This is a genomic window from Paenibacillus sp. NPDC056722 (assembly GCF_042790635.1).
GTDB classification, from domain to species: Bacteria; Bacillota; Bacilli; order Paenibacillales; family Paenibacillaceae; genus Paenibacillus_AQ; species Paenibacillus_AQ agri.
Genome location: NZ_JBHTYV010000001.1, coordinates 570658 through 589865, shown reverse-complemented (window position 1 = coordinate 589865; position 19208 = coordinate 570658). Strand labels below are relative to the sequence as shown.

The following is a 19208-nucleotide window of genomic DNA, read 5'->3' as shown; positions in this document are numbered from 1 at the left end:
TAAATGGATTGAGGAGGATGGGGAAATGCTTAAAGAAATACTTGTCAGCGATGCAATGACATATGAATTTCCGCCTGACGGGGGAACGGTGCCGATTATTGATCCTTATGATGGATGTACCATTGGCTGTCCATACTGTTTCCAGTTAGAAGATGAAGAGTGGAATGTTGATTTAAAGGTTAAACTCAATATTGCTGATATTCTCCACGCTGAGCTGAAGAACTGGAATAAAGAAGATACGGTGTATCTGGGGAGCAGATGTGATCCCTATATGGAGATTGACCGGAAATATCAATTAACCAGAAAATGTCTGATCGAATTAGGCAAGCTAAACGTAAAGTGTATGGTGACAACGAAGTCTGGATCCAAGCTGATTTATAGAGACCTCGATGTAATAAAAGCGATGGGTGACAAGTTCACTCTGCTCTTAGGGCTATCGAATCTCCAGCAATTGAAGAAAATAGATGACTATACGCTATTAAGTAATATACAGACAGCAAACGAGTTACATCGAATGGGAATTCGTGTCTGGGCATTTATTACTCCGATTTTGCCTGGAATCACTAATGTGGAGTTAATGATGAATGCTTTAGATAAGGACATACCGGTATTCCTGGATAGGGTCAGATTAAAAAAAGACACCAAGCCTGCGATGACCGTGGAAAGCTTCATCCATAATCACCATCCGGAGCTGGCTAACCAATATCAAGACATCATCTATAATGATGCTGATATTTACTATGATCAGGTGAGAGAAAAGTGGAGTGGGGATCAGCGAGTGAAGTTTGTTTTTGAGTAAAGAGCCGCATTATCCTTTTTTTTCAATCATTACTTCGTTTTCTTCAATTTTTACTTGGTACTCAACAACTTCATCTTTTTCAAATTCTTCGCGGTCTCTTTAATCTTAGTTTCTTTATGATATATGTACTTTGGATTTCATAAACTTTAAGTCCGTTTAATTTTCTCATCCACTTTACCTCATGTAAAGATCCAATAAAACATGTTTTTATTAATTAAGAAATTAAAAACAGCAATCACTGACCGTAACTGTCAGTGATTGTTTTGTATGCTTGTAGAGCTTAAAGCCAATAATGAGATGGAGGAATAGATATGTTTACTAGAATTGAAGAGTTTGCGGTAGAGTGGAAAAACGAGGCGGAAATAACCGCCAGTGTACTAGATGCGCTTACGGATGACTCTCTTGGTCATGAGGTCATCGAAGGCAGGCGGACCCTTGGGCAAATCGCTTGGCATCTGGTTACTTCACTGCATTTTATGACATCCTTGGGTCTTGTGTTTGATGCTCCCACCGGTGGCGAAATGGCCCCGGCTTCTACAGCGTTTATAGCCTCAGAGTATCGGCGGATCAGTAACGAACTTTTGAATGCTGTTCGAACACAGTGGAAGGACGAAACGTTGCACGAATCGGTTATCATTCACCAAGAAGCTTGGTTGAACGGAGGTTCTCTTCGGTTCACGATGATGCATCAAGCGCACCATCGCGGACAGATGACTGTGCTTATGCGCCAGGCGGGTCTTCAATTGCCTGATGTCTACGGCCCGACTTATGATCATTGGATCGAGAAAGGGATAGCTCCCCTAGTCTAATTTCCTATACAATGGAGCTATTAGAAATAGCAGATGAATGCTTTTTCAAGAAAGTCTTAGGGAGTGAAGAATGGCATGTCCAAAGCAGATAATATGCTATCGATCCTATGGCTGCTTCGTTCGGGGAAGCGGGTAACGGCACAACAACTCGCGGACGAATTGGAGATACATGTACGGACCGTATACCGGTGCATTGATTCATTATGCGCGAGCGGAGTCCCGATTATTGCCGATTCCGGTCCAAACGGAGGTTACCGGCTACTTGGCGAGTTCATTGATTCCCCGCTGCTCTTCGATTCCGAAGAGCAGATAGCGCTCGTGCATGCATCCGTCTTCGCCCAAGAAGCGGGCTATCCGTTCACAGATGCGCTTGCACGTGCAGTCGATAAACTGAAACGGTACACCAATGAAGAGCAGCTCGAAAGGATAAATAGACATAGTATGGGGCTTGCAGTTATCCAGACACCCGCGGAAGGTAGAGAGCTTGAGCTGCTTCAATCCTTGGAAGAGGCAGCGGCCCATGGGGAGTCGTTGAAGATGGAATACGCCAAAGGAGTCGATCTGTCTTCCAGCAATCGAGTTCTCGATCCCTACGGGATTGTGCATTGGAAAGGAAATTGGTACGTTGTCGGATTTTGTCGTTTGAGGGGCGAGATTCGCAGCTTTCGGGTAGATCGCATTCTTCAATTGGAAGAAGCTAATCTCAACTTTGAGCGTCCGGCGGCCTTTTCCCCGAAGGATTTTCTCTTGCGTTCTTTACTTCCCAATCCGCTGGAAGCAGAGATGCAAGTCATCGTAAGGATCCAGGGACACGAACACGCACTAAACGAGATATGCAAGCACTGGTTATTTGGACATTCAATACTCGAACGCAAGCAGCCCGGCGAAGTTCTCTTTCAGCTAGAGGAGCAGTCGCTAAAGACATACGTGCCGTACTTTTTTCTGCCGTTCGGGCGGTCCATTGAGATCCTTGAGCCGCCGATGCTGATCGATCGAATGATGGAAGTCAGTCTGGAGATGTTCAAGCACTATGAGGCAATGCAAAAAAAGATGATTGGGAAGGACGAAGAATAAAATGAACAAGTTTACCATACTCGGTAAAATGACAGCACATCCTGGGAAGCGTGAGGAGCTACTCTCTATATTGCTTGAGGCTTCCCGGAGTCTCAATAATATGGAGAGCTGCGAGCTCTATATTATTAATGAATCCGTAGATGATCCTGATGTGATTTGGGTGACCGAGCTGTGGCGCGATACTGCGGCGCATGCCGACTCTCTCAAGAACGAAGAAGTACTTACCATTATTCAGCGCGCGAAGCCTTTAATCGCAGCCGTCGAGCCGGTTCGACTTCGGCCTGTCGGTGGTAAGGGATTGGGTCTATAACTTTTGATGACTCCAAATCGTTTATTGACATTGATCGATCGTTCGATTATATTTTGAGTATGAAAAATAAATCCGAAAACAAAGTGAACCTTATTTATCAGGCTACGATCGAACTTATCAATGAAAGTGGCCTTTCTGAAGTATCCATCTCAAAAATTGCTAAAAGAGCGAATATCTCTTCTTCGATCATTTATTTTTATTTTGAAAGCAAAGAGGATATGCTGATCAAATTGTATTTTCTGCTCAAGGATCAAATGCACCAGCTCATGTTTCATGGTGTAACAGAGAGTACGCCCGTAAAAGAGGGGTTCGAGCACATTCTGCGAAACTATTCAAATTATATCTTAAATCATAAGGACAGCTTTTTGTTAATGGAGCAGTTTATCGACTCACCCTTTATACGTAATAACTGTAAGGATCAAAATGGTGGTGTGTTCAAGCCGATGTACCCTTTGTTTGAGAGGGGAATTAAAGAAGGTTATTTTAAGGATTTAGAAACGAATTTATTGGTTACCTACTCCTGTTTACCTTTTGTCGAAATGGGAAAAGAGTATTTAAATGGGGCCTATGAGTTCAGTTCAATAAACATTGAGAAAATGATTCAAATGAGCTGGGATGCTATAAAAGTATAATCAGCTCTTTTTTTTGAAGAAATTGATCGATCGTTCGATATATTTTTTGCAGTATTTTGATCGATCGTTCGATAAAATTAAGGGGGTGATTTTCATTTTTACAATCGAATTTTCCAGGCCCTGATTCTCAATCATTTCAAACAATAAAATTAATAGATTCGACAAACAAAGGGGAACAATGCTCTCATGAAAAACTACAAATGGATTATTTACTTGCTTGCATTAGGCGCAACCGTGGTCGGTACGGCCGAATCAATTATTACAGGTATTCTGGACATGGTTGCCACGGATATAAATGTCTCTATTGGCTTGGCTGGACAATTGGTTGCCATGTATTCTATAGCCTACGCAGTAGGTACGCCAATTCTAATCGCGCTCACTTCAAAAGTAGATCGGAAAAAACTGCTGTTCATAGCACTTCTTATCTTCATTATCGGTAATGTCATCGCTGTCCTGAGCCCTAACTTTACTGTATTGATGATATCGCGGGCTATCTTGGGTGTGAGCGCAGGGGTATTCGCGGTAGTGGCTTTGGGGATTGCCGCACAAATTGCGCCTCCAGAGAAAAGAGGAAGTGCGATTGGCACGATCTTGATGGGTACGAGTCTTGCACTAGTTGTCGGCCTTCCTTTAGGAACCTTAATCGGTGAATATATGGGGTGGCGCTGGATCTTCGCAATTCTTGGAATGATCACCATCATTCCTATTATTGCAATTGTAAAAGCGATACCTAAAATGACAGGACAAGAAACGATTCCTTTATCCAAGCAATTGGCTGTTCTCAAAGATTTTAAAGTAATTAGCGGTTTATTAGCGTCCTTGTTCTTTATTACCGGTTACTCCGTTGTTTCCACATACATTGCGCCGTTACTACGCGAAAATGCTGGCCTCAATAGCAATACAATTAGTCTCGTCTTACTCGGCATGGGTTTAATGGCTGTTCTTGGAGCGCGTGTTGGCGGCAATGGCGCTGATAAATGGGGAATTGCCCCTACGCTGATTGTCAGTCTGTTGATTCACGCGATTGCTTTGTTTTTCCTCCCGTTCGCTGCGGTTACTTTTATAGGTGCCCTGTTTATTCTTGCACTCTGGATGCTTGGGGCTTGGACAACTGCTCCTGCACAACAGTTCTATCTGGTAACTTTGGCTCCTAAATCAACCGAGATTATACTGAGCTTGAACTCATCCGCCTTCCACCTTGGTGTTGCTCTGGGTGCAGCTCTGGGCGGAGTGGTTGTAGAGCGGTTAACCTTGTCGTCGATCGGCTGGGTTGGTGGTTTAGTCGTCATACTTGCAACTGTATTTGCAGTGATTTCTATAGTAATGGGAAAGAAAGAAGCATCAGGTGTGCTTGATCAGGGTGTATGAGTACTTGTAATAATTTTCTTAAAAAGGTTTTAAGTTAACAGACAGGTTAGTGAAACCACACAGTTGTTCTAACGTATAATCATTAATTAAATTTTTCCAATATGGCTCATGCGGAGGTGAACTTGACTGGAGCATTTTTATGACTTGGTTCAATTGGTATTCTCGATCGCTCTCATCTCTTCCATAGTATTACTTCCATTCACCTATTTTTCTTTACAAAAGATACACTGGGGTCATGAAATTGCTGCAGCAGGTTCAACTTGGTTTTTAGCTGTCAGAATATCGCAACAGAGCAGCGTTCAGCGGTGGATAGTACGTATCGCCAGACGAAGAGAAGCACCTGATGAAGAAGACAATGGTCCTTCCCCACATTGATATTCCATACTTTCAATTAGGGAGGACTACGATGAAAAATATTTTGTTGCTCCAAAAATGGGCGAAGCCCATTCTCGTCATGTTGATTGGGGTTATTCCGATCATTATGCTTAGCGGGTGTTCGCCAGCATCCCAATCAAACACGATTAATGCCGATTCACCAGGGATATTTAACCACTTTTTTATTTATCCATTTTCGCTCTTGATCAAATTTTTCGCGAATACATTTCACGGAGACTACGGATTATCGATCGTGCTGATGACTTTCATCATCAGACTTGCGATCATGCCGCTCATGATGAATCAAACCAAGAAACAAATGGACATGAAAGAAAAGATGGCCGTTCTCCAGCCGGAGTTAAATGCACTTAAGGAGAAGTATAAGAATGACGCCAGTGCGGATGCAAAAAAACAACAGCAAGTCGAGACGATGGAGCTCTACCAGAAGCATCAATTTAATCCCCTAAACATGGGGTGTTTACCGATGCTTATCCAATGGCCGATCACCCTCGCATTTTACTACGCCATTCGTCGTACCCCAGAGATTGCAGCTCACGATTTTCTGTGGTTTAGTTTGGGGAAAACAGATATGATTTTGCCGCTTATTGCCGCTGTGGTGTATTACGTTCAGTTCCGCGTGTCTCAATCCATTTCAGCGGAGTATCAGCAAAATCAAAATAACCAAATGGCTTTCATCGGATTATTGTCGCCGATAATGATGGGTGTATTTTCTTTTGGGATGCCCGCCGCGTTGCCATTATATTGGGCGGTTGGCGGTATATTCATTATCGTGCAAACGATTATAATCAATAAAATGTACACGAAGCCAAATGTAGCGAGTAAAAACCTACCCACCGGTGTAGAAGATTTATAAAATACAACCAGTTATAAAACAATACTAAATACAAGGCATCTGAGGCGCGACCTCAGATGCTCTGTTTTTTATGTTGGCAGCTCGTTAACGGGGAACATAAAAGCACGCTCTGTGTATGAAGCATAAGCAAGAGTGTGATGGTACTGACAAACAAAATCGATTCACAGCTCAATATGATCGTCAGCCGCCATTTTTCCAAGATAATGAGTGGGATGAGGGAGAACTAAGGTTGACTATGACCGATTTTTTTTCTGATCTGGAGCAATGAAAAGAGTGTCGTTCGAAAGTTTCTCTGCTTCTTCCCTGGACATTTCAAGATTTGTAGACAGCAGGTCAACAGGGTTGCCCGCAAGCCATTCGCTCAGATCAATGGCTTCGTAGTGAGCATTGTTGAATCCAATTAATACGCGGCAGACTTCATCACCCGTATTTTTGATATAGTGCCCTGCACCCATAGGGGCATAACCGACGTCTCCTGCCTCAAACTGCTCTGTTACCGAATTACCTTCCGCTAGAAATACAGTCATTTCAGCTTGTCCGCTGATATAATACTGCCATTCATCCGCATTGGGGTGCCAATGCATCTCCCGCAGTGCACCCGGCTGCAATTCGATCAGTGACCCCGACATTGTGGATGAGATGGGAAAATCTTCGACCGTTACCGTACGCTGCGTTCCACCTCCTGGCGCACGGCGGGGCTGCTTTGCACTCAAGGGATAACGGTGCGTTGACGTCAGCTCTGAATTGCGGCGATATGTTCCGTCCGAGGAGCTGTCATTCGGGACAGGACCTTTAACAAAATACGATTCTCCCTGAGGAAGCTGAGCAGCCCGTTCTTCCGTAATACCAAGATTCTGAGCTACAATATTGTCTGGTGTTTGGGTTAAGAAATCCGTGATGCTAAAAGTATGTTCCTCCGAGAAATCTCCGTTATCAAAAATCAGAATAAAGTGACATTCTTCTGGACCCAGTCCCTGAATGGAATGGCCATAACCACGCGGGAAGTACCAAACATCTCCTGGCTCAAACGTATCGGTATATGCGTGTCCATCAGGATGGATGACTGTCGTACGACAGGACCCGCTGATGACATAAGCCCATTCTGCCGCATTAGCATGCCAGTGAAGTTCACGCATACCTCCCGGTTCCAGCCGCATAGATACACCGGCAAGGCCTATGGAAGCGGGGAAATCCCGAACTGAAGCTCCGCGTGTAACGCCGCCCGTGCCTGTGTGAGGTTTTTTTTGCTCAAGTCGGTATTTGAAAGATGTCATGGTGATTGACGCTCCTCATTTCGAAGTGGGTATTCATGTAAATAGATTGATATAGCGTTATTATTACCCAGATCTTAGGGGGACGATTCAGAGCAGGGGACACAAAAGGATAGGTGAAAGGTATGAAATTACTCTTTATTTGCAGCCGTAATAAGTGGCGCAGCTTAACAGCTGAGAAGATTTTCGATGGAATAAACGGCTATGAGGTTCGATCTGCTGGTACTGAAGAAGGTGCACGAGTTAAGGTTACTGAAGGACACATTGGATGGTCCGATGTAATTTTTGTGATGGAAAAGAAGCATAAGAGAAGGCTTCAGGAGAAATTTTCAGACAAATTGAAAAATAAAGAATTATTCTGTCTTGATATACCAGATGAATATCGATTTATGGATGAGGAATTGATAGAGATTTTGAAATCGAGAGTATATGAATATATAGAAGAGGCTGATGGGAAGTAGAGTTAATTGTTTTCCACATAAAAAAAATAAAATTGAGCCTCAGCATATAATGACTCAGCTCAATTCTAATATCTGATTGTATCCATTATCCATAAAAATAAAAGTAATACACGAACAACAAAAACACCTGCTAACAGTGTATTGGTCAGTTGCCCAAGAACACCTTTCTATGGTTTATCTAGTAGTTCTATTTGTGTTTCTTCTATTCGTTTTTTTGAGATTTCTTCCTCGACAGAATCCAGGTTTTTGGGGAACACGACTTAGCACCTCCGAGTTAAAAATGTATTCCAATCTTTCATTATAAATATTATATTTGGATTAATTTATTAAAGAATAAAATTAGGTGTGATCCCCTGTCCTAGAAAAGGTCCAATAGTAAAGCGACATATAATAAGATTTGCGAACTCTATGTAGATTTTAAAATGTGCGAAGCATTTAGATAAGAGCTTCTGCCATAGTTTTAGTAGTAGTTTTTTTAGATAGGTTTCAGTGAGCGTGAAACATCATCCCACCATACAGCATAATTAGTAATATTAGTTACAGTACTCCGGATCTATTTAAATATATAGTTGGTATCTTCACGAACTATGCGGATAAAGCGTTATGCAAAAGGAGAGAAGATAATGAACAGAGTGAAATATTATTCTAGCAATGACCTTATGTATGGGAGTAATCTTAGGAGATGTAAAACCCTAATTGATCAATACGATGTGGGTTCAAGGGTAGGAATAGATATTAACGATATGATTGAACTGTATAATGCTAAAAAGTATTTAGATAATAAAATCTATTTTATAGATTGGACAGAGGAGATTGTTGGAAATTTAAGGACGGCGGTTAACAAATATTTTGCGGCTGTTGCTAAGTTTGTTAAGTCAATTGATAGCAACAGTCTGATAAGCATTTATAGCGAAGTCGAGTTTAACTACAGAAATGATTTTTGGGAACTTTTTGATAAATTAAAGGTGTATGTAAACATTACTGAAGAGTCTTTTCAAAAGTTCATGGATATATCTAAAGTAACATTGCATGAACTATTAAAGTGCAAAAATATAACAGACTACTATGGAAGAATTATCAGAGAAAAGATGCTTATTGATACTTCAACTGTTCAAATACTTCTAGATAAATATGAAATAAAACATAAAAGAGAAAGAGAGCCAATATATTTCCCTGAAGAATTAAGCTATTCAGACAAAGAGATTATTATTTCTAATTATATAGATAGTAAAGATCCTAATTTGAATTATCTGCGACTTATTGCCAATATTCAAAGTAGTAAGGATAAGTTAGGAATTTCACCGAAAACCATATTGAGAGCAAAAAGAAAAGCAGAGGAACAGGAACGGAAATTTTTTGAAGAGAATTCTGGTATACAAATGGAAACGAGTGTGAGTTTTTCTGCACTACAAGATGAAGAAGTCATTATGAGTAGTGAAGAGAATTCAATATCTGCAACCTATAGTACAAAATGGGTTGATAATAATTTTGATTACGCGACTTTGCTAAATAATTTTATTTATTTATTCGAATTTGTAGATATGCAAATGCGATGTACATTTGTTAATAAAACTAGTGAAATGGGTGTTTTTGAAAGATTTTTATTAACAACTTCCCAGAATGCATATGATATGAGTTTTGCATTTGAGCAGAAAAATTCCCTTTCAATGCTCCAAATGGCTGCTTATTATGAACAACTTCTTAGGAACAATATAAGACTAGAGGCAGTGATCGAATGGTTCTTTGAAGAATATCTTTCAATGGAGTTCGATGCCCGAAACTTTAAAGTAACTTTGCCTTCTGCAAATTCAACCTATCTAGAAAAATGCACTAGTATAATGCCGGCCTTGGAATCAGTTCTAAAGCAATTTACTCTATTTGTTGAAGATGGACATATTGATTTTGAATTACTTGAGATACGTTCCGAACATCTCATTTATAAAAGTATTCCATCATTAGTAGATAAAAAGTTTGTATATGGGTTTGGAGAGGAGTTTAAAACAGTAATCTTTTTACTTTTTTCAGATCAAAGTGGTTTAGGCTATTATGATAAGACAGAAGAATCCTATAGCAATTTCTATGAATTATTGTTAAAAAGAGAACTGAAAATAGGCGAAATTCCAGACTATAATCTTTCAAAAATCAGATGGCTTATTGAACAAAACTATCTTTTGATAAATGAAGAAGAGATTATAGTTTTTTATGATAATCATCTTATTGTGATTCTTTATGATTTGTATAGGAACGACGTAGTAGTTTATTGGAAATATTCTAATAAAGGAAGGCTCTTAATAGACGAATTAAAAAATAAGAACGTGGTCGAATATGAGAGCTCTCTTTTCACTAGACCAGAACATAACTACATAAACTATATTCTCAACAAATCACAATTCAATAATGGATTAGATTTAAGGAACCGATATAGTCACACACAACCTAATAGTGGAGAGGACGAAAGGATACACAATCAGAATTATTTAATATTTTTAAGATTATTTATTATTGCACTTATTAAAATAAATGACGATTTTTGTACAGCTGACGAAATAAAGAATTATGTATGAAACAATGAGTCTAAGGTCTGACATACAAATTTATTATTTTCTTAGTTTTAATAAACTTCGTATATATGATTTTACGCCTGATAGTGAGATTACTCCGGATTTTATTACTATTCTAAACTCCAACCGAATGTAAGTAATGATACCTAAAGTATATTTTATGATCTTATGGGGATTAATATCATCTAATCTAAAAAGATTGGAAGATGTTGAATTGAAACCAAAAATTAATAAAGAAGTTAAAGACTATATCAAATCTCTAGTAAAACAACATAATATCGAAATTCAAGAATTTGATAAACATAGAGAGCTTATGATTCCAACAGATGAAATTCTAAATACTATTTTTTATATCTCTTCAGTAAGTGAAAAAACCCATAAAACCATTTATGATAATTTCAGTGATGATTTAATATTATCATATACGGGCATCGCGTCTTTAAGCTATCTCAGTATTGCTGTATTTCAAGAAAATTGTAAAAATCCAATCGATCAAAACTGGTTTTTGGAAAAAAGTTCAGATCCGAATTTTGTGTTACAATCACAACTTGTTAACATAACAAATCATGCTTTATCTGTTGTGAAATTGATTGAATCTGGTCTCGATAATTCTGCTAGAGCTTTAATTAGAATTCTCGCAGAGATTATTTTTACAACGTCAATTACTTTTTCAAAAAAGGAACTGAATCTCATTTATAAAAGTGCTAAAAATAATGATGAAGCTGATAATGTTTGGTATAAGAACTTTAGGCCAAAGAAAATCAATTCTCACTTAAGTAGTATAGAAAAGGAAATAGGATTACCACTGGAAGTAACTGAAGAAATATCAAAAATTAGAAGTTCTATATTCAAGGAATATTCATCAGTAGTACACTCTTCATTTATATCAACTAGCTTAGGTGCATTTGCATTTGATATTGACAATTCAGTAAACTTGGGAGTTTGCGGAAGGGTCTCTACTACGTCGGTAAATTCCATCAGTAGTTTAAATTGGCTATTATTCTATTCGTTAATGATGAATAAATTGATACTGAAACATTATCATAACTACAAAGCTCCGGGTGATAATAAGGCATAGAGAACAGCAATCCCTATTCGAGAATGTTTCTTTAAACTATATTATAAGATTGTTTATGATGAGGATTTTGACGTTATTACAATGAAGGTCTAGTAACTTAAATTTTCTTTAATTTCTCATTTGGGTAACGAACCTTAAACACAAATTTATCAAAACTCTACCGAAAAGAGCTTGTGCCCATGACAACTCAAAAGTATCTTGCTTGAAAACATATATCTGCTTTAGTTTATTATCATGTAAATGAAGTAAATATCATTATGCACAAAAAAAGTTGACCTCGTCATAAGCGAAGTCAACTTTTTCTTTTCCCATATAAACAATCCTAATTCGCATCTTTACCATCATTATCCCTCAATCCCACTAACAAGACAACGCCCGATTAAACTTATCCACCACATGTTGAATGACAGGCTCAATCAACGAATCATCCACGATGTCGAGCTTATCTGCTTTGAATAGCTGTATTTTCTTGAGGTTGTAGTAATCGTATAATACCTGCTCGATGGAGATTTGATTTTGCAGCAGATACTTCACATTGATGATTTCACGCAGCAGCAGATCATCCTGGAGCAGGATCAGCCGCTCATTAATGGGATTGAAGATGCCTTTTTCTTTTCCTTCGCGGTAGAAGATGAGGGCCTGCTGCTCGCGTCTGCTCAGAACGGCTCTTAGTTGATCGTACAGTTCCGGGTATATCGTCTGAAGATCCTTGAGGAAAATGTCTGTGATTTTACCTACAAGCGCTACGGTCTGATCGAACAGCTTTTGGAACCAGATCCCGAATGAACGCTCATCATCCTCGGGGTTGCGGTCTGCGAGCCTTTCAATATAATCCACAAAAACTTGCACGACACCCGCTATAACTTCCTCTTTAGACGAGAAATATTTGTACATCGTAGCTCTGCTTACATCCATGTGCTTGGCAATGTCATCCATCCGCAAATGCTGGAATCCATCCTTCATTACGGAATTTATTAGTTTCTTGAGCAGCTTCACCCTTGGTTCCACTTGTGTACTCATTGTGCTGGATTCAACTCCAATCTCTCAAACCTTGTCACTTTATTATACAGCATTAAATACGAGAAATACACGAAATACAAAATAGACAAAATAAATACTTTTTGTTTACTTTGGTGAAAATGCGTGTTATTCTAATCCAGCGACGTCGATCCATGCTTTTGGCAAATAGCCAACTGCTAAGCACAGCTAAATTGAATTATTCAGATGGTTGTCAGCATTTAGCTTAAGTTTATTTATCAAGAAAGGATGATTGTTATCCGACAGTCAAATAATAATATTATTCTGGCCATCATCATTATTTGTCAGCTTATGGTTGTGCTCGATGCATCCATTATGATCACGGCACTTCCTGAGATTGGCCGCGGATTGCACCTTGCAACAACTAGCCTGACTTGGGTGCAAAATGCTTACGTTCTGGCATTCGGGGGCTTTTTGCTGCTCGGAGCAAGAGCGGGGGATCTCGTTGGTCGAAGACGGGTTTTTATAATCGGGACAGCGATTTTTACGGTTGCATCGTTATTGGCCGGGTTGGCTCAATCTGCTGAGATGCTCTTTTTCACTCGTGCTTTGCAAGGAATCGGGGCCGCGTTGGCCACGCCTTCAGCATTGGCACTGTTATCTGTTAGTTTTGTGGAGACCAAGGAACGGGTAAAAGCGATTGCCATGTACAGTGCGGTCAATGGTGCTGGTGGAAGCATTGGTTTAGTTGTAGGCGGTATGTTGACGGACTGGGTGTCCTGGCGCGTAGGTATGTTCATTAATGTACCGATCGGCATCCTGTTGCTCGTACTGGCACCGAAGTTTTTGCCTGAGACGAATAAAAGCACCGGCCGTTTTGATATTATGGGGGCCATTACTTCTGTGGTTGGTCTGACAGCTCTGGTATATGGCTTTGTCCGCGCGGCAGACGACGGATGGGGGAATGCTGTAACCATAACCTCATTGCTCACAGGAGTTATTCTGCTGGCAGCCTTTGCCTTTATCGAGTCACGGGTCGAACAGCCGATTACCCCGCTTCGTCTATTTTCAAGCCGTGAACGGTCTGGCGCATATTTGGGTAGACTACTGTTTGTAGGCGGCATGTTTTCGATGTTTTTCTTCATGTCACAATTCTTGCAGCATGTGCTTGGTTTTACGGCACTTGAGACTGGCCTTGCCTTTCTGCCTATGACTATGGTTCAGTTCGGGATGATGTATGCCATGCCATGGCTTGTCTCCCGTTTCGGAAATGCGAAAGTGCTCATTAGTGGTATTTTGATTGTCATCATCGCCATGAGCTTCATAAGCCAGATTTCAACAGATTTGAAGTTCTTCCCGGGGATTCTGATTCCGATGATCATATTGGGGATGGGTGCAGGCATTGTGTTTATTCCATTTACGACCTTTGGGCTGGCTGGTGTTGATCCGCGGGATGCAGGGGCTGCGTCGGGGCTGGTCAATGTAGCGCACCAAACGGGTGGATCGCTTGGGTTGGCTGTCCTTACGGCGGTATTCGGATCGTTCGTTCGAACTGGAACACCTACGGACGCGGAATTTACAGCAGGGATCTCAACAGCGATTATTGGCTCGATTGTATTTATTTCGGCATCATTTATTGTCGTGCTTCTGCTGTTACGGCCGGGTAGCAAGAAAGCTGCTAAACAGCAAGCCCAAGATGCGGCGTGAATTAACACGGTTGTAAAATAATAATGAAAATAGTCTGTCCCTTGCGTGGAGATTTCTGCAAAGAGGACAGACTATTTTTCGCTTTTACGAACAACTTTATTTTGAAATGATTGAAGTTGGTTGTAAACAGTGTTACTCTAACAACGGTAAACTCAAAATCTATGTTTGTAATCCATCTAATAATAGTCACCAATTTAGTTACAAAGAAAGGTAACACCATGATAAAAGTAGATAACTTATCCTTCTCATTTCCACAAAAAGAGCTATACAAAAACATTTCATTTACGCTTGAAGAGGCACAACATTGCGCTTTTATAGGAACAAGTGGTAGTGGGAAGAGCACACTGATAGATATACTGATGGATCCAGAAAGATATTTGTTCGAGGGCAAGTTAGAAATAGAGCCGACTTGTAAAATTGGGTTTGTAAGTCAGTTCTCTGAGCTAGACAGATCGAAAGAAACAACTGTTTTTGAATATATCGGAGAAGAATTTATTAAGAAACAAAATGAAATAGAAACCATTTGTACTGAAATGGAAACTTCATCGGATATTGAAGTGCTGTTAGAAAAGTATCAATTAGCTTTAGACGCATTTGATGCAATAGGTGGGAACGACTTTGAAAGCAACATTAATAAGAAGCTAAATCTGGCAAACCTCATGAAGCTAAAGGATATTAGGGTATCCGACCTGAGCGGTGGGGAATTCAAACTTATTCAAGTGATGAAGGAAATGCTTAATAGTCCAGACTTAATGATCATGGATGAACCAGATGTATTTTTAGACTTTGAAAACCTAAATGCGCTTAAAAATCTTATTAATGCACACAAAGGCATACTGTTAGTTGTTACGCACAACCGATATCTATTGAATCATTGCTTCAACAAAATTATCCACCTTGAAAACACGGAGATTCAAGAGTTTGATGGGCGGTATATTGAGTATAACTTCTCGTTACTTCAGACAAAAATAGAGTTGCAAGAAATCGCAGTCGCTGAAGCTGAAGAAATTGAGAGATATGATAGCATAATCGATAATCTTAGAGCTATCGCAACCTATAATTCAGAAGCATCTAGAGGGAGAGCCTTAAAAGCTAGAGTTAAGTTTCAAGAGAGATTGGAAGCACGTAGAATTAAAGCGCCTTTTGTTGATATTAAGCAACCGAAAATCAGTTTTGGTATTGAAAATGAGATTGAAGACACCGTTGTTGTAAATGTCAATAATTATGGCGTTACCTTTGACGAGTTGCTTTTAGACAATGTTAACTTTGAGATAAATTCTACAGATAAAGTAGCTATTATCGGGGCAAATGGTACTGGGAAAACGACTTTACTTCGAGAAATTTTTAAGAATAATCACGATTCAATTGTAATAAATGCTGATGCTAAAGTGGCTTATTTATCTCAGCTACAAGGCGAAGTGCTAAATGATTCTAATACAATTCTTGAAGAATTTATCGATGCTGGAATTAGTACCTATGACGAGGTTAGATCGTATCTTTCAAATTATGGATTTGAAGGAGAAAGCGTTAATCAGAAGATAGAATCATTATCTGGTGGAGAAAAAAATATACTTCAATTGGCTAAAGTTTCTGCCAGTAAAGCAAACGTATTGCTTCTTGATGAACCGACAAGCCATTTAGACACCTATACACAAATAGCACTGGAGAAAGCCATCGAAGACTATAAAGGTGCGATTCTCATGATTTCTCATGATTTCTATTCTGTTGTAAATGGTATGGATTATGTATTAATCATTGACGATAAAACGATTAGAAAAATGAAAATGAAAAAATTCAAACAGATGATTTATGCTAGACATTTTGATAAAGACTATTTAGAAACTGAACAAAAGAAAAAATCAGTTGAAATGCAAATAGAATTGGCCTTAAAAGATACTAATTTTGAACATGCAAAAGTATTGGTTGATGAGCTAGAAGAGCTGATTAAGTTGCTTTAAAAATACGACTCTGAGTTCAACGATGAAATATGATGTTGGTGGAAAAGTATCAACAAAAAGACACTGATGACTAGGATCTCAGTGTCTTTTTGCTGCGTTGATTTCTTGATAGCTTTTGCCGTGGACAGTGGTTCAGAAGGCTTGAATGGCGATCCAGAGAGCGCCTATCATGACGATAATACCGCTAACCTTGGTCATAAAGTAATAAAAGTCGTTAGGTTCGGGATCGTTCACCCAGATCCAACGAAGCGAGAGAAGAAACAGGATATTTTGAAATTTTAGATAGCGAAAGCTGCACCATCCGTAAATCAATACGGCTAATGCGAGATACAGAAGCACTGGTGCGCCTTGAGTGACATGATATTCGGGGTACGCAGCTGTTACCAGGGTAGAGGGTGAATATTGCTCTTCGCCGTCCTGAGGTATTCTTTGATTGTTAACGAAAATGGAGACTTCGGAGACGTAATTTCCATGTCCATCGGAGGTCAATAATATTCCGGAAGAATCATGGACTTCGTATTTGTGGCCGTTAGGATAGATCACTTTATAATTCGAACTGGGTGAAGAATCGATTTTCGTAATAAAATACTCCTGATGCTGGATGGTAACCGTACGCTTCCCATGATCAAGATTTACTTGTATGGGATCGTTTGTTTTGCTTCGATAGGTGACGAGATTATCTTGTTCGCTATAGAAGGAGTACTTGTAGTTATCTACATAGAAAATACGCTCTGTGAAGTAAGGTTTGGACAGAATCGCTACAATTACGGACAGGACCGGAACACAGGAAAAGAAAATAAAGGTAGGTGTCCGGATTTTTTTGAGCAGCGCCGACATCTGAACGTCATCCTTTCCAGTTTTTCTTTAATACGCCAATTTAGGGGGATGGTTGCGGCACTTCTGCTCAAGGATCGATGTCACTATTTTGGAGTCAAGGATTAGGCGAGGGCCAGAACAATGCTCAAACTCAGGGGATTAACGGGTCGACAAATACAAGTGACTTTGGTATGTTATTGACGTTCCCACAAACATAGATGAATTATTAATTTCTGTTAGATCTTAAGTTCATTAGCGGAAATTTCCTATATTCACTTACAGATTATAGGAGGGATTATTTTGAAGAGACCACTCATTGTTTTATTGATATTGAATATAGTTTGCATCTTTTTGGTTGACAGGACAACTTTTAAATATAGTTCTGGCAATAGTATTTCAGGAAATGGGAATCCAGGTATTATTGCGTTGGTGATGGGATTATTTTTGTTCGCCATTTTATTATATTATGTAGGTAGAGTAACTTGGAATTTAAATAATAGTAATAGAAACACCCACTTAAATATTATCCTCACCTTAACCTCTACATTTATCTTCACAATTATGATGATTGGAGAAATATCCAAAGTTCATACATTATCCAAAAATCTCAATGGTTTCACTAACGAAAAAGATTCCATCGTTTATCGTTTCGGTTGGATTAACCAATATACGAATAACCTTTTTTTAATTGGTATATTCTTTTTTCTGGTATGGCACTAACGGTTCTAGTTGTTTGGGTTATTTCAGTGATGTTCAGGTCTAACCGATAATATTAATTTGCTCATTAGTTCAATGAAATCATTCAGAAGTTACCCTCCACAATCTCTCTGTTTTGGTTAATAACCCTTCATCAAATTCCAGTTTATAAACATCAGGCTTTGAAGTCTTTAATAAAAAGTCCAAGCCAAACTGAGGGTCGAAGTATTCCATCATCATTGTCATAACGACTCCATGGGTTCCAATAACAATTTTCTGCCCTTTATATTTTCTTATAATGTTTTTAAAGATAGGTACGACACGATTTCGACAATTCATAAAGGACTCTCCACCAGGCAACAGAAAATCTGGTTCCGAAAACATTTTCTTTACTAACGGATACACTTCCTTATTAGACAATATCTTATTATCACCAAGGAATACTATTTCTTTTAGTTCCTCGATAATAATCACTTCTTTGCCTAAAGATTGGGCTAATCCCTCTATTGTTGATATTGCCCTTTTATATGGACTTGAGATGAATGTGTTTATCCCCTCAACGCTCAATAATTCAGCTACAATTTGAGCATCTAACTCCCCCTTTAAAGTCAGTCCACGTGTTCTTTCGTTGCCACCATCCACTTTAGGCGATTCTCCGTGCCTGACCATATATATAAAGGTTTTCATAAATTCCCGCACTCCTCAAATTCTGTAAATTAAATTCTATTGGAACAAATAACTTTCAATATGACTTCTACTTTTTTTATTCATGAATGAACCGTCGGCTGTTAAAGTCATAGTGTGATATTTCCATTCTAAGATATTCTTAAGATAACTGAAACTAACATTGAGAATGATGGGGGTAAAGGATGAATACAATTCATGTTGGAACACAATCGATAGAAACTGAAAGATTATCCTTAAGGCAATTTGTTTTAGAAGATGCTGAGGACATGTTCATGAACTGGATAAATGATAAGGAAGTACAATTTAATTATGGTGAACCTATTTATGAAACATTAGATGCTGTAAAGGAGAATTTAAGTCGCTGGATTTCTTCGTATTCCCGGAATGATTTTTATAAATGGGCTATTATCTTAAAAGAGAGCAATAAAAACATTGGGCAAATTGCTTTTTGCGGTAATGATCTAAAGCATCATTATGCTGATATTGAATACTGCATCAGTAGATCCTATCAGGGTAAAGGTTACGCAACAGAAGCTTTAAATGCAATTATAGAATTTACTTTTGAGAAAACAGGGATATACAGGCTGCAGGCTTTTCATAGAGGCGATAATGTGGCTTCAGGTAGAGTTTTGCAGAAGTCAAAGATGATATATGAGGGCACATTAAGACAATCATTCTACTATGAAGACGAAAATGAGTATGACGATAGGGTTTATTATGGAATTATTAAAACAGATTTTTTTCAAAAATAGTG

The 19208-nt window shown here is 39.0% G+C and carries 18 protein-coding genes; 14 read left to right on the top strand and 4 right to left on the bottom strand.

Annotated elements, in window-relative coordinates; all coding sequences use genetic code 11:
- Nucleotides 1-25: 25 nt before the first annotated feature.
- From ACFRAM_RS02860 to yidC, 7 genes are all read left to right on the top strand, one after another.
- A complete protein-coding gene (locus ACFRAM_RS02860) occupies nt 26-799 on the top strand; it encodes an SPL family radical SAM protein (RefSeq protein ID WP_379464440.1) in 774 nt (257 codons plus the stop codon).
- Nucleotides 800-1110: 311 nt separating this feature from the next.
- Nucleotides 1111-1608: a DinB family protein gene (locus ACFRAM_RS02855; protein ID WP_379464439.1), complete on the top strand. Its 498-nt coding sequence runs from the start codon at nt 1111-1113 to the stop codon at nt 1606-1608.
- 75 nt (nt 1609-1683) lie between these two features.
- Entirely contained in the window at nt 1684-2682 is a 999-nt protein-coding gene (locus ACFRAM_RS02850; protein WP_379464438.1) for a helix-turn-helix transcriptional regulator, read from the top strand.
- A gap of 1 nt (nt 2683) precedes the next feature.
- Nucleotides 2684-2992: a putative quinol monooxygenase gene (locus ACFRAM_RS02845; RefSeq protein WP_379464437.1), complete on the top strand. Its 309-nt coding sequence runs from the start codon at nt 2684-2686 to the stop codon at nt 2990-2992.
- A 59-nt stretch (nt 2993-3051) separates the two neighbouring features.
- A complete protein-coding gene (locus tag ACFRAM_RS02840; protein ID WP_066362376.1) occupies nt 3052-3624 on the top strand; it encodes a TetR/AcrR family transcriptional regulator in 573 nt (190 codons plus the stop codon).
- 186 nt (nt 3625-3810) lie between these two features.
- The gene (locus ACFRAM_RS02835) at nt 3811-4992 is read left to right on the top strand and encodes an MFS transporter (protein WP_379464436.1); all 1182 of its coding nucleotides are present in this window, start codon (nt 3811-3813) and stop codon (nt 4990-4992) included.
- 406 nt (nt 4993-5398) lie between these two features.
- The gene (gene yidC, locus ACFRAM_RS02830) at nt 5399-6241 is read left to right on the top strand and encodes a membrane protein insertase YidC (RefSeq protein ID WP_379464435.1); all 843 of its coding nucleotides are present in this window, start codon (nt 5399-5401) and stop codon (nt 6239-6241) included.
- A gap of 233 nt (nt 6242-6474) precedes the next feature.
- On the opposite strand, the gene ACFRAM_RS02825 is transcribed toward yidC, so the two are convergent.
- A complete protein-coding gene (locus ACFRAM_RS02825; protein WP_379464434.1) occupies nt 6475-7515 on the bottom strand; it encodes a cupin domain-containing protein in 1041 nt (346 codons plus the stop codon).
- 122 nt (nt 7516-7637) lie between these two features.
- Here ACFRAM_RS02825 and ACFRAM_RS02820 point away from each other — a divergent pair, with 122 nt between their 5' ends.
- From ACFRAM_RS02820 to ACFRAM_RS02810, 3 genes are all read left to right on the top strand, one after another.
- Nucleotides 7638-7973, top strand: a complete 336-nt coding sequence (locus ACFRAM_RS02820; protein WP_379464742.1) for a low molecular weight protein tyrosine phosphatase family protein — start codon at nt 7638-7640, stop codon at nt 7971-7973.
- Nucleotides 7974-8596: 623 nt separating this feature from the next.
- On the top strand, nt 8597-10537 hold the full coding sequence (locus tag ACFRAM_RS02815) for a hypothetical protein (RefSeq protein WP_379464433.1): 1941 nt from the start codon (nt 8597-8599) through the stop codon (nt 10535-10537).
- Between the two features lie 211 nt (nt 10538-10748).
- A complete protein-coding gene (locus tag ACFRAM_RS02810) occupies nt 10749-11612 on the top strand; it encodes a hypothetical protein (RefSeq protein WP_379464432.1) in 864 nt (287 codons plus the stop codon).
- A 360-nt stretch (nt 11613-11972) separates the two neighbouring features.
- Here the strand turns inward: ACFRAM_RS02810 and ACFRAM_RS02805 are convergent, their stop codons facing one another.
- On the bottom strand, nt 11973-12632 hold the full coding sequence (locus ACFRAM_RS02805) for a TetR/AcrR family transcriptional regulator (protein WP_379464431.1): 660 nt from the start codon (nt 12630-12632) through the stop codon (nt 11973-11975).
- A gap of 246 nt (nt 12633-12878) precedes the next feature.
- On the opposite strand from ACFRAM_RS02805, the gene ACFRAM_RS02800 reads away from it, so the two are divergent.
- Nucleotides 12879-14297, top strand: a complete 1419-nt coding sequence (locus ACFRAM_RS02800; RefSeq protein ID WP_379464430.1) for an MFS transporter — start codon at nt 12879-12881, stop codon at nt 14295-14297.
- A 218-nt stretch (nt 14298-14515) separates the two neighbouring features.
- The gene (locus ACFRAM_RS02795) at nt 14516-16255 is read left to right on the top strand and encodes an ABC-F family ATP-binding cassette domain-containing protein (protein WP_379464429.1); all 1740 of its coding nucleotides are present in this window, start codon (nt 14516-14518) and stop codon (nt 16253-16255) included.
- A gap of 132 nt (nt 16256-16387) precedes the next feature.
- Here ACFRAM_RS02795 and ACFRAM_RS02790 read toward each other — a convergent pair whose 3' ends face one another.
- Nucleotides 16388-17092 carry a DUF6199 family natural product biosynthesis protein gene (locus ACFRAM_RS02790; protein ID WP_379464428.1) on the bottom strand — a complete coding sequence of 235 codons (705 nt, stop codon included), beginning with the start codon at nt 17090-17092 and terminating at the stop codon, nt 16388-16390.
- A gap of 279 nt (nt 17093-17371) precedes the next feature.
- On the opposite strand from ACFRAM_RS02790, the gene ACFRAM_RS02785 reads away from it, so the two are divergent.
- A complete protein-coding gene (locus ACFRAM_RS02785) occupies nt 17372-17791 on the top strand; it encodes a hypothetical protein (protein WP_379464427.1) in 420 nt (139 codons plus the stop codon).
- 78 nt (nt 17792-17869) lie between these two features.
- Here the strand turns inward: ACFRAM_RS02785 and ACFRAM_RS02780 are convergent, their stop codons facing one another.
- On the bottom strand, nt 17870-18454 hold the full coding sequence (locus tag ACFRAM_RS02780) for a histidine phosphatase family protein (protein ID WP_379464426.1): 585 nt from the start codon (nt 18452-18454) through the stop codon (nt 17870-17872).
- Nucleotides 18455-18636: 182 nt separating this feature from the next.
- Here ACFRAM_RS02780 and ACFRAM_RS02775 point away from each other — a divergent pair, with 182 nt between their 5' ends.
- Nucleotides 18637-19206, top strand: coding sequence for a GNAT family N-acetyltransferase (locus ACFRAM_RS02775; RefSeq protein WP_379464425.1), 570 nt, complete (start codon nt 18637-18639; stop codon nt 19204-19206).
- The last annotated feature ends 2 nt before the right edge of the window (nt 19207-19208 follow it).

What these genes read in the sequence shown, in the direction of transcription:
- ACFRAM_RS02805 (WP_379464431.1), bottom strand. Translation starts at nt 12,632, where the DNA reads ATGAGTACACAAGTGGAACCAAGGGTGAAGCTGCTCAAGAAACTAATA.
- ACFRAM_RS02845 (WP_379464437.1), top strand. Translation starts at nt 2,684, where the DNA reads ATGAACAAGTTTACCATACTCGGTAAAATGACAGCACATCCTGGGAAG.
- ACFRAM_RS02780 (WP_379464426.1), bottom strand. Translation starts at nt 18,454, where the DNA reads ATGAAAACCTTTATATATATGGTCAGGCACGGAGAATCGCCTAAAGTG.
- yidC (WP_379464435.1), top strand. Translation starts at nt 5,399, where the DNA reads ATGAAAAATATTTTGTTGCTCCAAAAATGGGCGAAGCCCATTCTCGTC.
- ACFRAM_RS02840 (WP_066362376.1), top strand. Translation starts at nt 3,052, where the DNA reads ATGAAAAATAAATCCGAAAACAAAGTGAACCTTATTTATCAGGCTACG.
- ACFRAM_RS02790 (WP_379464428.1), bottom strand. Translation starts at nt 17,092, where the DNA reads ATGTCGGCGCTGCTCAAAAAAATCCGGACACCTACCTTTATTTTCTTT.
- ACFRAM_RS02815 (WP_379464433.1), top strand. Translation starts at nt 8,597, where the DNA reads ATGAACAGAGTGAAATATTATTCTAGCAATGACCTTATGTATGGGAGT.
- ACFRAM_RS02795 (WP_379464429.1), top strand. Translation starts at nt 14,516, where the DNA reads ATGATAAAAGTAGATAACTTATCCTTCTCATTTCCACAAAAAGAGCTA.
- ACFRAM_RS02775 (WP_379464425.1), top strand. Translation starts at nt 18,637, where the DNA reads ATGAATACAATTCATGTTGGAACACAATCGATAGAAACTGAAAGATTA.
- ACFRAM_RS02800 (WP_379464430.1), top strand. Translation starts at nt 12,879, where the DNA reads ATGATTGTTATCCGACAGTCAAATAATAATATTATTCTGGCCATCATC.
- ACFRAM_RS02855 (WP_379464439.1), top strand. Translation starts at nt 1,111, where the DNA reads ATGTTTACTAGAATTGAAGAGTTTGCGGTAGAGTGGAAAAACGAGGCG.
- ACFRAM_RS02850 (WP_379464438.1), top strand. Translation starts at nt 1,684, where the DNA reads ATGTCCAAAGCAGATAATATGCTATCGATCCTATGGCTGCTTCGTTCG.
- ACFRAM_RS02825 (WP_379464434.1), bottom strand. Translation starts at nt 7,515, where the DNA reads ATGACATCTTTCAAATACCGACTTGAGCAAAAAAAACCTCACACAGGC.
- ACFRAM_RS02860 (WP_379464440.1), top strand. Translation starts at nt 26, where the DNA reads ATGCTTAAAGAAATACTTGTCAGCGATGCAATGACATATGAATTTCCG.
- ACFRAM_RS02835 (WP_379464436.1), top strand. Translation starts at nt 3,811, where the DNA reads ATGAAAAACTACAAATGGATTATTTACTTGCTTGCATTAGGCGCAACC.
- ACFRAM_RS02820 (WP_379464742.1), top strand. Translation starts at nt 7,638, where the DNA reads ATGAAATTACTCTTTATTTGCAGCCGTAATAAGTGGCGCAGCTTAACA.